This is a genomic window from Streptomyces endocoffeicus (assembly GCF_016741935.1).
GTDB classification, from domain to species: Bacteria; Actinomycetota; Actinomycetes; order Streptomycetales; family Streptomycetaceae; genus Streptomyces; species Streptomyces endocoffeicus.
In genome coordinates this window covers 343,905-358,244 of sequence record NZ_JAERRG010000003.1, presented here as the reverse complement: position 1 = coordinate 358,244, position 14,340 = coordinate 343,905, and the positions used below count along the sequence as shown (strand labels likewise).

Annotated in this window: 14 protein-coding genes and 1 riboswitch; of the genes, 6 read left to right on the top strand and 8 right to left on the bottom strand. The window is 70.7% G+C overall.

Annotated elements, in window-relative coordinates; translation table 11 throughout:
• Window positions 1–3: 3 nt before the first annotated feature.
• The 3 genes from JK364_RS11725 to JK364_RS11715 form a co-directional block, all read right to left on the bottom strand.
• The gene (locus JK364_RS11725) at window positions 4–765 is read right to left on the bottom strand and encodes a CbtA family protein (protein WP_201850410.1); all 762 of its coding nucleotides are present in this window, start codon (window positions 763–765) and stop codon (window positions 4–6) included.
• Between the two features lie 21 nt (window positions 766–786).
• On the bottom strand, window positions 787–1,008 hold the full coding sequence (locus JK364_RS11720; RefSeq protein ID WP_201850408.1) for a CbtB domain-containing protein: 222 nt from the start codon (window positions 1,006–1,008) through the stop codon (window positions 787–789).
• A 58-nt stretch (window positions 1,009–1,066) separates the two neighbouring features.
• Window positions 1,067–1,201, bottom strand: a riboswitch (cobalamin riboswitch).
• A 44-nt stretch (window positions 1,202–1,245) separates the two neighbouring features.
• A complete protein-coding gene (locus JK364_RS11715) occupies window positions 1,246–2,145 on the bottom strand; it encodes a MurR/RpiR family transcriptional regulator (protein WP_201850406.1) in 900 nt (299 codons plus the stop codon).
• Between the two features lie 93 nt (window positions 2,146–2,238).
• Between JK364_RS11715 and JK364_RS11710 the strand changes: the two genes are divergently transcribed.
• Entirely contained in the window at window positions 2,239–3,126 is an 888-nt protein-coding gene (locus tag JK364_RS11710; protein ID WP_201850404.1) for a polysaccharide deacetylase family protein, read from the top strand.
• Window positions 3,127–3,156: 30 nt separating this feature from the next.
• The gene (locus JK364_RS11705; RefSeq protein WP_201850402.1) at window positions 3,157–4,092 is read left to right on the top strand and encodes a polysaccharide deacetylase family protein; all 936 of its coding nucleotides are present in this window, start codon (window positions 3,157–3,159) and stop codon (window positions 4,090–4,092) included.
• A 68-nt stretch (window positions 4,093–4,160) separates the two neighbouring features.
• Here the strand turns inward: JK364_RS11705 and JK364_RS11700 are convergent, their stop codons facing one another.
• The 5 genes from JK364_RS11700 to JK364_RS11680 all read right to left on the bottom strand — a co-directional run bounded on the left by JK364_RS11700 (window position 4,161) and on the right by JK364_RS11680 (window position 9,896).
• On the bottom strand, window positions 4,161–5,447 hold the full coding sequence (locus JK364_RS11700; protein WP_201850400.1) for an alpha-L-fucosidase: 1,287 nt from the start codon (window positions 5,445–5,447) through the stop codon (window positions 4,161–4,163).
• 42 nt (window positions 5,448–5,489) lie between these two features.
• Window positions 5,490–6,347 (bottom strand): carbohydrate ABC transporter permease, encoded by an 858-nt coding sequence (locus JK364_RS11695; protein WP_201850398.1) that lies wholly within the window; start codon window positions 6,345–6,347, stop codon window positions 5,490–5,492.
• A gap of 7 nt (window positions 6,348–6,354) precedes the next feature.
• The gene (locus tag JK364_RS11690) at window positions 6,355–7,344 is read right to left on the bottom strand and encodes a carbohydrate ABC transporter permease (protein WP_307841235.1); all 990 of its coding nucleotides are present in this window, start codon (window positions 7,342–7,344) and stop codon (window positions 6,355–6,357) included.
• A complete protein-coding gene (locus tag JK364_RS11685; protein WP_201850396.1) occupies window positions 7,341–8,573 on the bottom strand; it encodes an ABC transporter substrate-binding protein in 1,233 nt (410 codons plus the stop codon). The genes JK364_RS11690 and JK364_RS11685 overlap by 4 nt, the downstream gene beginning before the upstream one ends.
• Window positions 8,574–9,119: 546 nt before the next feature.
• Window positions 9,120–9,896, bottom strand: coding sequence for a DeoR/GlpR family DNA-binding transcription regulator (locus JK364_RS11680; RefSeq protein ID WP_201850394.1), 777 nt, complete (start codon window positions 9,894–9,896; stop codon window positions 9,120–9,122).
• 314 nt (window positions 9,897–10,210) lie between these two features.
• On the opposite strand from JK364_RS11680, the gene JK364_RS11675 reads away from it, so the two are divergent.
• Genes JK364_RS11675 through JK364_RS55255 form a run of 4 tightly spaced genes read left to right on the top strand, consistent with a single transcriptional unit; the run spans window position 10,211 to window position 14,293 of the window.
• Window positions 10,211–11,827: an FGGY-family carbohydrate kinase gene (locus JK364_RS11675; protein ID WP_201850392.1), complete on the top strand. Its 1,617-nt coding sequence runs from the start codon at window positions 10,211–10,213 to the stop codon at window positions 11,825–11,827.
• Window positions 11,820–13,307 carry an FGGY-family carbohydrate kinase gene (locus tag JK364_RS11670; RefSeq protein WP_201850390.1) on the top strand — a complete coding sequence of 496 codons (1,488 nt, stop codon included), beginning with the start codon at window positions 11,820–11,822 and terminating at the stop codon, window positions 13,305–13,307. Before JK364_RS11675 ends, JK364_RS11670 begins: the two co-directional genes overlap by 8 nt.
• Window positions 13,304–13,918, top strand: a complete 615-nt coding sequence (locus JK364_RS11665) for a histidine phosphatase family protein (RefSeq protein WP_201850388.1) — start codon at window positions 13,304–13,306, stop codon at window positions 13,916–13,918. Before JK364_RS11670 ends, JK364_RS11665 begins: the two co-directional genes overlap by 4 nt.
• 57 nt (window positions 13,919–13,975) lie before the next feature.
• Window positions 13,976–14,293 carry a hypothetical protein gene (locus tag JK364_RS55255; protein WP_230991770.1) on the top strand — a complete coding sequence of 106 codons (318 nt, stop codon included), beginning with the start codon at window positions 13,976–13,978 and terminating at the stop codon, window positions 14,291–14,293.
• The last annotated feature ends 47 nt before the right edge of the window (window positions 14,294–14,340 follow it).

The window sequence follows — 14,340 nt, the reverse complement described above, 5'->3', positions numbered from 1 at the left end:
TGGTCAGTTCGGGGCGGCCGCCATCGCCCGGCTCTCTTCGGCCTTCGCGGGCTTGGGGTTCAGCATCCGCTCGGCGAGTTCGCCGAAGAGGAGACCGAAGCCACCCCACAGGATCACCTGCATGGCGAGGGCGGACAGCCGGAACCGCCACAGGACGGTGGCCGGGAAGTCCGCCGGGACCTCGTTGATGACAGGCAGGAAGGCGAACGCCAGTCCGATGACGACGGCGAAGGCGGCCACCGCGGCGACGGTGGCGTACCAGGTGCCCAGCTTCGGGGCGAGCCGCTTGCCGAGGATGGTGGCGGCGATCGCGAGCAGCACGCTGAGCACCATCATCAGGAAGTACAGGATCGTCCGCTTGCTGATGGTGTCGCCGTTGCCGACGGCGGGCGGGTTGGCCGGGTACTTCAGGAACGGCACGACGTAGACCGCGAGCAGCGCGCAGCCGGACAGCAGCAGCGCGGTGGCCCTCGGGGTGAAGCGGCCGACGCGGCCGAGGGCGACGCAGTAGGCGAGGGCGGCGATGCCGCCGAACGCGATCCCGTAGATCAGCACACCGGTGGCCAGGCCCGCGGTGGACTGCAGACTACGGGAGACGATCTCGACCTCGTGCTCATGCCCGGGGGCGTGGGCCTCCTCGAAGCCGATCGCGCGGTCGACGCTCGGCTCACCGAGGAAATAGGCGGCGATCAGGGCGAGCACACCGGCACCAAGACCGGCGAGCATGCCCCGCACCAGCAGGTTTCTTACCGTTGCGGAGTTCATGGGGGTGCGGCGTCCCTCGCGTCAGTGGCAGGGGAAGCCGAGCAGATGGCGGGCGTCATGCACCCACTCGTGGACGCCCTCGCCGGAGACGACCGCGGTGGCGCCCTGCTCGGCGCCGACGAAGTACAGCAGAACCAGCATCAGGATGCCGAAGAAGACGGCCCAGGGAGCTATCGCCTTCAGCGGCAGCGTGGCGGGGAGGGCGGGAGTGGTGGCTGTCGGCTGAGCGACATGCTGCGCCATGGCAGTGGCCTCCTACTAGGGAGTTCGCGTCCCATCTCGGTGGTGCACAGGACGATGGCTGCGGGTCTGACTCACGGAACGTCCCCTTCGGATACGTCTCGTTCACAGTGGCGCGACCGTGCCGGATTCCCACCGGCTTCCGTCAGACCATCGTCGATATCGCACCGACGGTACCGCGTGTCGGATGCCTGGCCAAGACCGCCCACCTGGTGAGACGTCGACAGGACGCGCACGGCCTCACTCATCGCGGCCGTAATGGGGGCTGTTGAGCGGCAGGAAGTGGCCGCGCAGACGGGTCAGCAGTTCGGAGGTCTCCAGCGCGCGCTCGCCCAACTGGGAGGCCACGGCCAGGGCCAGGGCATCGACCACGGCCAGTGAGCCGAGTGTCTCGCGGGTGGCTCCGGAGGCGGAGAGGGTGGCGAGGAGGGTGACGGCCACGCGGTCGCCGAGCGCCGGTCCGAGGGCGTCGGTGATCAGGACGACCGGGGCGCCCACCTCCTCGGCGTGGTCGATGATGACCTCGATCTCCTTGAAGAGCCGGGCCGGGGCGAAGATCACCACGACGTCGTCCGCCGAGAGCGGCACCAGCGCGTCCGGCAGTCCGAAGCCCATGTCCGCCGTGTGACGGGCCTTGAGCCCCAGCCGGTTGAGCCTCAGCGCGAGGTACTCGGCGATGATGCCGGACGGCCCGGCGCCGAAGGCCATGACCTCCTTGGCGGGCAGCAGCCGCTCCACGGCCGCGGCGAAGGCGTCGGCGCGCAGGCTGCGCCGGGTCTCGTGGATGACCTCGGCGGCATCCTCGAAGACCCGGTCCAGCAACTCCTCGGTGGATCCGGCCATGTGCTCGACGCGGCTGCGCAGCCGCGCGGAGGGCCGCATCAAGGTGGCGAGCGACCGGGCCACGGCGTGCTTGAGACCGGTGAAGCCGCTGTAGCCGAGGGCCTTGGCGGTGCGGACCACGGTGGCGTCGCTGGTGCCGGTGAGCACGCCGAGTTCGCCGGCGGAGGAGAAGCCCACCTCCTGCGGATGCTCTCTGAGGAACGCCGCGACCTTCTGCTCGGCGGGAGCGAGCCGCGGCCAGGCGGCCGCCACCCGCTGCTGGAGCGGCGCACCCTCCGGGATCTCCGCCAGTTCCATGGGCTGCCCTCTCTTGACGTGCGTCCGTAGCGCATCCTACTTTCCTCCCGTCGCATTCACGACAAGTTCGTAGCAGACACTACGGAGCGTTCCATGACCACTTCCGCTGCCCCGACGCCCGGTTACCGGCCCCGGCCGGGGGCCGTCGACCGCCCCCGCTGGCCGGGCGGCGCCCGCTGTGCCGTGATGCTGAGCTTCGACGTGGACGGCCCGGCGCTGCTGGCCAACCTCGGCGACGCCCCCGACATCTGGCGCTCCCCCCGGCTGTTCTCGCTCGGCGCCTACGGCCCGCACCGGGGCACCCCCCGGATCCTGGACCTGCTCGAGGACTTCCGGATCCCCGCCACCTTCTTCGTCCCCGGCTGGACCGCCGAGAGCTGGCCCGAACTGCTGAAGACGATCGCGGACCGCGGCCATGAGCTGGGCCACCACGGCTATCTGCACGAGCTGTACTACTCGAAGACCATCGCCGAGCAGCGTGCGCTGATCGAGCGCAGCCAGGAGATCTTCCAGCGGGTGGCCGGCACCACGGCCGTGGGATTCCGCACCCCCTCCGGTGACTTCCGCGCCGACAGCCCCCAACTGCTGTGCGATCTCGGCTTCTCCTACTCCAGCTCCATGCGCGGCGACGACCGCCCGTACCGCTGGCGGATCGACGGGCGCGACACGGACCTCATCGAGATCCCCGCGCAGTGGGAGCTGGACGACTTCCCCCAGTTCGCCTACAACGACGTCCCGGCGGAGCCGCGCGGCCAGGACCGGATCGCCGGCACCGAGCTCACCCTGGACAACTGGCGGCGGGAGTTCGACGGCTACTACCGCTACGGGCTGTGCTACGTGGTGATGATGCACCCGGAAGTCATGGGCAAGCCGAGCCGGGTGCTGCTGCTGCGCCGGCTGATCGAGCACATCCGCTCCCATGACGATGTGTGGTTCGCCACCGGGAGCCAGATCGCCCAGTGGTGGCGGACACACCACTGAGACGCGGGGACGAGACGGAAGGAGAACGCGGTGCGGAGCGAGCAGGCGCGGCCCCGGCTGGAGGAGAACCCGCCCTGGCCGGACGGCGCCCGGTGCGCGGTCGTGGTGACGGTGAACCTCGACGCCGAACTGTTCTGGCTGCGGCTGGACGAGTCCTGCCACGAGCGGCCCAAGACCCTGTCCATGGGCGAGTACGGCCCGAAGCGCGGCGCTCCCCGGATGCTCGACGCCCTCGAGGCGGCCGAAGTGCGCGCCAGCTGGATGATCCCGGCGACGGTGGCCGAGCGCTATCCCGGGACGGTGCGGGACGTGGCCGCCCGCGGCCATGAGATCGCCTCCCGCGGCGACGGCCTGGAGGACTACGCGACCCTCGACGCCGAGGGGCAGCGCCGCGCCATCGAGCGTTCCGCGCGGGTGCTGGAGGACATCTCCGGGCGGCGGCCCACCGGCTTCCGGCCGCCCTCCGCGGAGATCGGCGACGACACCGCCGGTGTGCTCGGCGAACTGGGCTTCACCTGGACCTCCCTGGCCCGGGGCGACGACCGGCCGACCCTGCTGCACCCGGCCACCGGCCCCGGCGCCGCCCCGCTGGTGGACGTTCCGGCCCACTGGGAGCTCAATGACTTCCCCCGCTTCATGTTCAACTACGGACCGGCCTACCCCGCCGGTCAGGTGCGGATCGCCGGATACGGGCAGACCCTGGACGACTGGTGCGCCGAGTTCGACGCGTACCACAGCTATGGGCTGTGCTGTGTGATCACCCTGGAGCCGTCCTGCATCGGCAAGCCGGGCCGGATCGGGGTGCTGGAGGAGTTCCTGGCGTATATGCGGCGGCGCCGGGACGTGTGGTTCGCCACCGGCGCCGACGTGGCGCGGTGGTGGCGCTCCCTGGACCGCCCGAACGACCCCGGGTCCTCGGAGGAGGTACGTCACCGCACCGACCCGCGGCGCGCCACGGCCATCTGACGGCGTACCGGGGCGCGGGCCGCTTCTGGGCTCACCGGAGGTGAGGGGGTCCGCGCCCCGGTCAAGGGTCAGGTGTTCTGGCGCAGGAACAGTTCCACGACCGGGACCGCCACATCGGGGCGGACGACCGGCAGGGTCAGGGTCAGGGTGCCGGGCGGCTGGCCGCCGAGGCCGGTGTTCTGCGCCTTGATCGACGGGTCGATCTCGCGGTACTTGATCTCGGACGCGTCGTGCAGGAGCTGCGCGTACTCGACCTTGCCCGCCAGATCCGGCAGGTGGACATGGCCGAAGGGCCAGGTGAAGAGGTGCAGATAGAGGCGGTTGCCGCGCTGGGTGTAGCGGGTGTCGACCGGGGCGCGGTGGGGGGAGGGGCCGGCGCCGTGGATGGAGCGCTGGTGGCGGGACATCCACGCACCGATCCCCGCCAGCGTGGCGAGGGCGGTGGCGTCGAAGTCACCGCGTCCGGTGGGGCCGACGTTCAGCAGCATGTTGCCGTTCTTCGCGACGCCGTCGACGAGCATCCGGACCAGCAGGTCGACCGGTTTCACATTGAGGTTGTCGCGGTCGTAGCCCCAGCTGCCGTTGAGGGTCTGGCACGCCTCCCACACCACCGGCCGCCCGTCGACCTCCATGGGCCGGTCGGGCTGGTACTGCTCGGGTGTGACGAGGTCGCCGGGGATGGCGAGCCGGTCGTTGACGATGATCTCGGGCTGCAGCCTGCGGGTGAGCGCGAGGAGTTCCTCCGAGCCCCACTCCTCCTTGCCCTTGCCGTTCCACACGTCGTGGTGGTCGTCGTCCTTGTACGAGAAGTCGTAGAAGAGGTAGTCGATGGTGCCGTAGCCGGTCAGCAGCTCCTCGACCTGACCGTGCAGATAGGCGCGGTAACGGGCCATGTCGCGGCCCTCGTTGAGCCGCTTGATCTCCTCCGGCGGGTCATCACGGCGCGGGTGGAGGCCGTCGATGACGAAGTCCGGGTGGTGCCAGTCGATGAGCGAGTGGTAGAAGCCCACGCGCAGCCCCTCGGCGCGCACGGCCTCGACGAACTCGGCGACGAGGTCCTTGCCGATCGGGGTGTTCATCGAGGTGTAGTCGGTGAGCTTGGAGTCCCACAGGCAGAAGCCGTCGTGGTGCTTGGTGGTGAGCACCACGTACTTCATTCCGGCGCGCTTGGCGGACCGCGCCCACTCGCGGGGGTCGAAGAGGTCCGGTTCGAAGTGGCGGAAGTAGCGGTCGTAGTCCTCGTCCGTGATGCGTTCGCGGTTCTTCACCCACTCGTGGCGGGCGGGCAGGGCGTACAGGCCCCAGTGGATGAACATGCCGAAGCGGTCTTCGGTGAACCAGGCGGGGATGGCCATCGAGGGGGATTCCTTTCCCGGAGAGGAGGCGGCGCACAGGGGTCAGCGGCCGCCCAGGCCGCTGGTGACGATGCCGCGCACGAGGTGCTTCTGGAGGAGGACGAGGATGATCACGGTCGGCAGCATCGATATCACCGAGGCCGCCATGACGAGGCTCCACTCATTGCCCTGCTGGCCGAAGAACGCCTGGAGGCCGAGCGGGATGGTGGCGCGCGCGTTGACATCGTTGACGATCACGAGGGGCCACAGGAAGGAGTTCCAGTAGCTGATGAAGGTGAAGACGGCGAGCACGGCGAGGGTGGGCCGGGCCAGGGGCACCATCACGCTGAGGAAGGTGCGCACGGTCCCGGCGCCGTCGACCCGGGCCGCGTCGTCCAGCTCCTGGGGAACGGTCAGGAAGAACTGGCGCAGCAGGAACGCGCCGAGCGCGGTGAACGCCCACGGGATGATGAGCGCCTGGAAGGTGTCCACCCATCCGAGGTTCTGCATCATCACGTACATCGGGATGACGAGGACGTCCTGCGGGATCATCAGGGTCGCGAGGAACAGCGGGAACACCACGTTCCGGCCACGCCAGCGCAGCCGGGAGAAGGCGTATCCGCTGAGTGCCGCGACCGTCACGTTGATGGCGGTGCCGACGGCGGCGACGAGGACACCGTTGAGGATGAAGCGGGCGAACGGCAGATAGCTGAAGACGTCGGTGTAGTTCTGCCACCGGAGCGCGGAGCCCCAGAGGGCCGGCGGGGTGGTGAAGGTCTCCGACTCGGGCTTGAGGCTCGTGGCGACCATGTAGATGAGCGGTGCCATGAAGGCCAGGGCGATGAGGCACAGGATCAGATAGCCGATCGCCTGCCGCGCCCGCGGTGCCGCTCCCGTCGTCCGCGTACCGCCGCTGCTCATACCGCCGCTACTCATAGTGCACCCACCGCTTCTGGCCGAGGAACTGGACCGCCGTGATGCCGAGGATGATCACGAACAGCACCCAGGCGCCCGCCGAGGCGAGCCCGAGCTGCTGGTTCTGGAAGCCGGTGTTGTAGATGTACTGGACGAGGGTCTCCGTCTCCGTCCCCGGGCCGCCCTTGGTGAGCAGGAACGGCTGGGTGAACACCTGGAACGAGGTGATGAGCGTCATCATGGTGGCGAAGAAGATCGACGGCGAGATGGCCGGGAACTTCACATGCCAGAAGGTCCGCCACGCGCTCGCGCCGTCGAGCTGGGCGGCCTCGATCTGGCTGTCCGGCACCGCGTCGAGCGCGGCGGAGAAGATGAGCATGTTGTAGCCGAAGCCCGCCCAGACGCTCATCGCCACGACCGCGAACATCGCCCAGGTGTCGTCGGCGAGGAAGTTGGGGGCGTGCTCGCCGAGGGTGGACTGGAGCGTGGCGTCGATGAGGCCGTCGGGCTGGTACAGCATCCGCCAGACGACGACGTTCGCCACCAGCGGGGTGATGGTCGGGATGAAGAACAGCACCCGGAAGATGTGCCGGTGTCTGATCCGCGGTGTCAGCCAGGCCGCGAGCCCGAGGGAGACCACGAGGTTCAGCGGCACATAGAGGATCACGTACTCGGCCGTGTTGCGCACCACGACCCAGAAGACCGGATCGTCGAAGAGCCGGCGGTAGTTCTCCAGCCCGGTCCAGGTGTGGTCGCCGATCATGGGCCAGTTCATGAAGCTCACGACGAGGGACGCGACGATCGGGACCACGGTGAAGAGCGCCAGCCCGATCGAGTGCGGCGCGGCGAACGCCGCGCCCCACCATGAGCGGCGCCCGACCTCGGCCGGGCGCCGCGCCTCGGGCTCCTCGTCCACCGCGATGGCGGTGCCCGGGGCGGCCACCGGCACCGTCACCACCTCCTCCTCGGCCGGGGCGGCCTGCTCCGTTGTCACGTCCGTCACTGCCCGAGCTGACCCGCGATGGACTTCATCGTCTCGGCGCCCGACTGCTGTCCGTTGACGGCTTGGATTCCGTACTGGGAGAAGAGCTGCTGGAGCTGGTCGCTCTGTTTGTTGCCGGGCAGTGGTGTCGATGCCTTCTGGGCCGTCTTGAGGACGCTCTCGACGCCGTCGATGTGCGCGTTTTCGTACCACGTCTGCTGGGCGGCGGTGCGGCCGGGGAAGGCCCGCCCCTGCCGCGCCAGGGAGGTGAGCACCTTCTGGCTCGTCATCGTCTTGATGGCCTTGAACGCCTGGTCGGGGTAGGCGCACTGTTTGGAGATGCCGAATCCGGACCCCGCCGAGAAAGTGGCCGGACCGGAGGTGTGGCCGGTGGGTATGGTCGTGACCCCGATCGGGAATTTCACCTTGCCCTTCTTGTCGAGCAGTGACCAGGGGCCGTCGAGATACATGCCGACTCTCTTGGACACGAAGTTGTTGGAGGGGGCGTCGGTGTCCGCGCTGGCCTGGGTGGCGGTGCCGTTCTTGACGAGCGAGGAGAGCCAGTCGAGCCCCTTGGCGAATGCGGGGTTCGACGGATCGAGAGTTCCGTCGGCCTTGATGACCCGGCCGCCGTTGTAGCCGAGGATTATCGATTCGAGGTTCATGTCCGAGACGCTCGAGGCGAACATCGTCTTTCCCGCCGCCTTGAACTTCGCCGCGGCCGCGTTGAAGTCGGCGAGCGTCCAGCCGGGCTTCGGCTCCTGGGCACCGACCTGCCGGAACAGGTCCTTGTTGTAGAAGAGCAGCATGGGCCCGGTGTCATACGGCAGGGCGTACAGCTTTCCGTCGACCCTCATTCCGTTCAGGGCGGTGGTGTCGAACTCGGAAAGATCGAGCCCGCCCTTCTTGGCGTAGGAGTCGATCGGCCGCAGGACATCGGTGTAATTCGCCGCGCGGAGACTCTGGATGCTCACGACGCACGGCGCGCTCCCGGTACTGAGCTGGGTGCGGAGCTTGGTGAAGTAGTCGTTGAAGGGTGCGCCCTGGATCGTGACCTTCGGGCCGCCCTCGGCGCTGACCGAATTCGCCACCTGCTGCCAGGCCGCCTTGTCGGACGAGCCCGCGATCCACATCGACCAGACAAGTTTGTCCTTCGACTGGTTGGACGTGCTGGAACTGGAGGAACATCCCACCAGCATTCCCCAGGCGGCGGCCGCCGCGGTGACACCGACGAGGAGTCGTCTTTTCATAGCGGAGTCCACTTCATGTGCGTGCTCGGATGGCCGTACACGGGCAGCACGGAACGCGGGCATGGAATGCGCATGCGGATGCGGTTGCGGCTGCTGTGGGAAAGCCCCGACCACGGCGAGTGGGGTGGGGCGAGAAGATATGGCGGGTGTGGTGAACGTCAGATACCGAGTAAGCCGGGCGCCGTGTGTACGGCGGCCGCTCCATGGTGCGCTCGACGCGTAGGGAAACTGAAGTACCTGACCGTCACTGTCGTGATCCGACCCATGGCGACTCCTTTGGCCGGCCCTTTTTACCAGGACGCATCGGCATCAGAACATCCGATGTATTGGGGTGTCAAGGTGTCGTACGGGCCGGATCACCCGGCAAATCTTCCGCCGGGCGGCGTCAGAGCTTGGACGTCTCCGGCAAGTCCCCATGTGTCTCGTCCGACGCCACAGCGGACGTATCGGGGCGCGGGAGGGTGCGGGCGGACAGCGCAGCAGGGTGGCCACCGGACGTTCCCCGACGGGCGCCGTGTGAAGTCGACGTGATGTTCACGTGTGACATCACCGAGGGACGATACGCACATCGACGCCGCGCTCACGCAGCCCGCGCACCTCTCCGGCCGGTGCCGCGTCGTCCACCACGACCAGGTCGAAGTCGGTGAGCGGAGCCAGGGCGTACAGCCCCTGGTTGGCGAACTTCGTATGGTCGACGAGGAGTACCCGGCGCGCCGCGGCGGCCATCATCGCCTGCTTGACCTGCACCGTCTCCGGTGACATGTGATAGCAGCGGCCCGAGGTGACGGCGGTGGTGGACATGAACAGCACATCGGCGCGGAAGGCGGACATGCTCTGCGCGGTGTGCGGTCCCATGAACGCGTCGTACGCCGGGAAGTAGGTGCCGCCGAGCGCCACCAGCGCCGCCCCGGGCTCCTTGGCCAGAGCCGTGATGACGGGCAGCGAGTTGGTGATCACCGTGACCGGTGTGTGGTGGGGCAGGTGCTGGACCAGGCCCAGACAGGTGGTGGAGTCGTCGATCACCACGATCTGGCCGGGAGCCAGCTCCTCGGCCGCCGCCCGCGCCAGCCGCTGTTTGGTCTGCGCCATGGTCGTCATGCGCTCGCCGACACTGCCGTGGAACTGCGTGGACGGCAGACAGCTCGCGCCGCCGCGCACCTTGCGCAGCCAGCCCTGCGCCTGGAGGGCGTCCAGGTCGCGGTGGATGGTCATCACACTGACGGCGAACTCGGCCGCCAGGTCCGAGGTCCGGACGAAGCCCTTGGTCGTGACCAGTTCACGCAGTCGGCGCCGCCGCTCCTCCTGCCCATCCGTACGGGTCATGGCCTGCGGCTCCTTATCCCTTCCGCACCACCCCGGCGGACCGACATGAGACGAAGTGATGTGAAACTCACGCGAAGGTAACACGCGCGCGGGGCGGCGCCTCCCCCGTGTGCGGGGCCGGTGGCCCAGGACATCGCACGGTGCCGCGGGCCGGTCGCGGGATAATCCCGCGCCCCGATTGACGTGGCTTCCCGGCGGCGATTCTCTGGGTTTGCCGGCGCGGAATTCCGCCGACGGCATCGGTTCCCCGGAGCGGTGGCGACCCATTGGTGCGCCGCTGCTCCAGCCGTGGTGAAGGGGCAGGTATTTCGGTCATGACGGTTCTCACTGTCGACGTCGGCACGTCGGTCATCAAGTCCGTCGTGTTCGACACCGAGGGAAGGGAAGTGGCGGTCTCCCGCATCGGTACGGAGGTGCTGCGACCGCACCCCGGGTGGGCCGAGCAGGACATGGACGCCGTGTGGCGCGGGGTCGCCGCCACCGTGCGCGGCGCCCTGGCCCAGCTGGGCCCCGGACACGACGCGGTGCGGCTGATCGCGTTCACGGCCCAGGGGGACGGCTGCTGGCCGGTCGACGGCGACGGCCGCCCCACCGGCCCGGCGATCCTCTGGTCCGACGGGCGCGCCGGTGATCTGCTCGCGGGCTGGCAGGCCGATGGCGTCCTGGCCGAGGCGTACCGCCGCAACGGCTCCCTCACCTGCGCGGGCATGCCGAACGCGGTGCTCACCTGGCTCGCCGAGCACGACCCGGCGCGCCTGGAGCGCTCGCACACCGCGCTGACCGCGGCGGGCTGGCTGTTCCTGAGGCTCACCGGTGTCACGGCGATCGACGCCTCCGACGCGTCGGCCCCCTTCCTCGACCACGCCACGGGCGCGTACGACCCGGCGATCGTGGACCTGTTCGGCCTGGCGTGGGCCCGTCGGCTGCTGCCGCGCGTCCTCGGACCCGACGAGTGCGTCGCCGAGCTCACCCACCGGGCGGCGGACGAACTGGGCCTCCCCACCGGCCTTCCCGTGGTGATGGCCCCCTACGACATCGCCGCCACCGCCCGCGGCGCCGGGGTCGTCGACCCCGGACAGGCCTGCGCCATCCTCGGCACCACCCTGTGCACCGAGGTGGTGCGCCGATGCGTGGACACCTCGGGCGAGCCGTGCGGCATCACCATCGCCTTCGGCCGCCACGACCGCCTGCTGCGCGCCCTCCCCACCCTGTCGGGCACCGAGGTGCTGGACTGGGCGTGCCGGACGCTGGCCGTCGAGAGCCCCGCCGCGCTCGGCGACCTCGCCGCCGCGTCCGAACCCGGCGCCGCCGGGCTGGGTTTCCTCCCCTATCTCTCACCCGCCGGGGAGCGCGCGCCGTTCCTCGACGGACGGGCCCGCGGCACCTTCTGGGGCCTGTCGCTGGACCACACCCGCGCCGACCTGGCCCGTGCGGTCTTCGAGGGGCTGTCCCTCGTCGTACGGGACTGCCTGCGATCCTCCGGAACCGAGGTGTACGAGCTGCGGATGTGCGGCGGAGGCGCGGGCAGCGACCGCTGGTGTCAGCTCATCGCCGACGCCACCGGCGTCCCGACGGCGCGCGGCACCGACACCGAGCTGGGCGCGAAGGGCGCCTTCCTCACCGGTCTGGTGCTCACCGGCGCCGAGCGGAGCATGGCGGAGGCCGCCGCCAAGTACGTCTGCATGGGGGCCAGTTGGGCACCGGACCCGGACCGGGCCGCGCTCTACGACGAGCTGTCCGCGGCACACCTGGCCTGGCGGGACGCGGCCCGGTCCCTGGGCTGGTCGCCATCCCGGGAATCCGGCTCGCCGTCATCCCGGGGACCCGGCCCGTCGTCATCCCGGGGACCCGGCCCGTCGCCGGCCCGACCGTCCGCCGACACCCCCGCTCAGCGCCCCCACGACCCCCGTCCGGAAACCTCGCATGTCTGACGCCCTCTCCCCCGACGCCGTCCATCTCGGTCTGGACCTCGGTACGCAGAGCGTGCGCGCGGTCGCCGTGGACGGCACCGGGAAGCTGCTCGCCGCGGCCTCCCGCCCCCTGACCGGCCACCGTGCCGGCGTACGCCACGAACAGGACCCCGAGCAGTGGTGGTCCGCCGCCGGTGCCGCCTGCCGCGAGGCCCTGAGCGGCATCGACGACGGGCGGGTGCGGGGTGTGGCGGTGGACGCCACCTCCGGGACCGTCCTCCTCGCCGACCCGTCCGGAACGCCCCTCACCCCGGCCCTGATGTACGACGACGGGCGCGCCGCGGGCCACGCCGACCGCGTCAACACCGTCGGCGCGGCGGTCTGGGAGAGGCTCGGCTACCGCACCATGCAGCCGTCCTGGGCGCTGCCCAAACTCCTGTGGCTGCTCCAGCACACCGATGTCCCGCCGGGGGCCCGGCTGCTGCACCAGGCCGACCTGATCACCTGGCGGCTGGCCGGACAACAGACCCCCGGCGACGCCAGCCACGCCCTGAAGACCGGTTACGACCTGCTCGCCGACCGCTGGCCCGCCGAGGAGCTGGCCGCCCTCGGCGTCCCCGACGGCCTGCTGCCGGAGGTCGTACGGCCCGGCACGGTGATCGGCACGGTCTGCGCGCGGGCCGCCGCCGTCACCGGGATCCCCGTCGGCACACCCATGGTCGCGGGGATGACCGACGGCTGCGCGGCCCAGATCGGGGCGGGCGCGCTCGGCCCGGGGGCCTGGAACTCGGTGCTGGGCACCACCCTGGTCCTCAAGGGCGCCAGTCCCCGTCCGGTGCGCGACCCCGCCGGGGTGGTCTACTGCCACCGCGGGCCCGGCGGCGGCTGGCTGCCCGGCGGTGCCTCCAGCAGCGGCGCGGGCGTGCTGTCCCGCCGCTTCCCCGGGGCCGACCTCGACGCCCTCACCGAGGCGGCCGCCGCGACCGGTTCCACCGCGGTCGTCTACCCGCTCGTCGGCGAGCGGGGCGAGCGCTTTCCGTTCCGCGCGCCCGACGCGCGCCCCTTCGTCCTGGGCGAACCCTCCGGCGCGGCGGAGGAGTTCCATGCCTGTCTGCTCGGCGTGGCCTGTGTGGAGCGGCTCTGCCTCGACCACCTGGATCACATCGGCGCTTCCGTGGCCGGCCCGCTGAGTCTGACCGGCGGCGGCGCCCGCAACCGCTACTGGTCGCGGCTGCGCGCCGACCTCCTCGGCCGGAGCGTGACCCTGCCCGAGCAGGCCGAGAGCGGCGTCGGCATGGCGGTGCTCGCCGCCACCGCCTCGGGCGTCACGCTGGAGCGGGCCGCCGCCTCCATGGTGCGCGACGGAGTCGGACTGCATCCCGATCCCGCTCGCACCGCACGGCTGCTCCCGGTCTACCTCGGCTTCGTCGACGAACTGGTCCGCCGGGGCTGGCTGGAGCCGGAGGTGGCCGCCCACGCCCGCAGAAAGGCCGATCAGTGACCGACTTCGTCCTCGTACGGCACGGGGAGACCGTGTGGCACGCGGAGAACCGCTACGCCGGACGCACCGATGTGCCACTGACCGAACACGGGCACAAGCAGGCCGCCGAGCTCGGCGCCTGGGCCACCGGACAGCGGCTGGACGCGGTGCTCAGCTCACCGCTGTCCCGCGCCCGGCTCACCGCCGAGCCCGCCGCCGCCGCGCTCGGCCTCACCCCGCGCGTCGACGAGCGGCTGTACGAGGTGGACTTCGGGCGCGGCGAGGGGCTGACCCGGGCGGAGATGCGGGAGCGGTTCCCGGCGGAGCTGGGCGCGTTCCTGGCCGATCCGGTCGCCCACCACCTGCCCGGCGGTGAGGACCCCGCCGTGGCCGCCGACCGCGCGATCGCCTGTCTGACGGACATCGCCCATGAGGTGCCGGAGGGACGGGTCCTGGTCGTCGCCCACTCCACCCTCGTCCGCCTGGCCCTGTGCCGGTTGCTCGGCATTCCGCTCGCCCGCTACCGCCAGGTGTTTCCGCGGCTGGAGAACGGCGCCCTGACCGAACTGCGCCTATGGGACGGCCGGGCATCGCTGCTGCGGCTCAACGCCCCGGCCCTGACCACCGACTGACCCCTTCCTCCGGAGTGCCACCGTGCCCACCACCGTCCTCGCCGCCGGCGACCACTCGTGCTGCCCCGACCGCTCACCGAGGAGCTGCGGAACGCCGTCCCCGGCCACGGCGCACTCGACATCCGCGAGCTGCGGCTGCCCTGGCCGCACACGCCGTTCGGCAAGGTGGCCGAGGTCGACGAGGCGTCCGGCACCGAAGAGGAGCTCATCGAGGCGCTGCGCGGACCGCCCGGATCGTGGCGGCGGAAGTGGCCCGCTTTCTGCGCGGCGAACCGCTCGCCCACCGCGCCAGCCCCCAGGCGCCGCCCCCGCACCGGTGACACCACTCGCCGATCAGGGCCCGCGATGGCCGGGCCCGGCTCGGCTCGCCCCTGAACGGCGTCCCTCACCTGGGTAAACTGTTGCTGCCCCGATACGCCCCG

Bases quoted from the DNA above. Each gene is read 5' to 3' on its own strand.
- JK364_RS11680 (WP_201850394.1), bottom strand. From the start codon at position 9,896: ATGACCCGTACGGATGGGCAGGAGGAGCGGCGGCGCCGACTGCGTGAA.
- JK364_RS11710 (WP_201850404.1), top strand. From the start codon at position 2,239: ATGACCACTTCCGCTGCCCCGACGCCCGGTTACCGGCCCCGGCCGGGG.
- JK364_RS11695 (WP_201850398.1), bottom strand. From the start codon at position 6,347: ATGAGCAGCGGCGGTACGCGGACGACGGGAGCGGCACCGCGGGCGCGG.
- JK364_RS11685 (WP_201850396.1), bottom strand. From the start codon at position 8,573: ATGAAAAGACGACTCCTCGTCGGTGTCACCGCGGCGGCCGCCGCCTGG.
- JK364_RS11720 (WP_201850408.1), bottom strand. From the start codon at position 1,008: ATGGCGCAGCATGTCGCTCAGCCGACAGCCACCACTCCCGCCCTCCCC.
- JK364_RS11725 (WP_201850410.1), bottom strand. From the start codon at position 765: ATGAACTCCGCAACGGTAAGAAACCTGCTGGTGCGGGGCATGCTCGCC.
- JK364_RS11715 (WP_201850406.1), bottom strand. From the start codon at position 2,145: ATGGAACTGGCGGAGATCCCGGAGGGTGCGCCGCTCCAGCAGCGGGTG.
- JK364_RS11700 (WP_201850400.1), bottom strand. From the start codon at position 5,447: ATGGCCATCCCCGCCTGGTTCACCGAAGACCGCTTCGGCATGTTCATC.
- JK364_RS11670 (WP_201850390.1), top strand. From the start codon at position 11,820: ATGTCTGACGCCCTCTCCCCCGACGCCGTCCATCTCGGTCTGGACCTC.
- JK364_RS11675 (WP_201850392.1), top strand. From the start codon at position 10,211: ATGACGGTTCTCACTGTCGACGTCGGCACGTCGGTCATCAAGTCCGTC.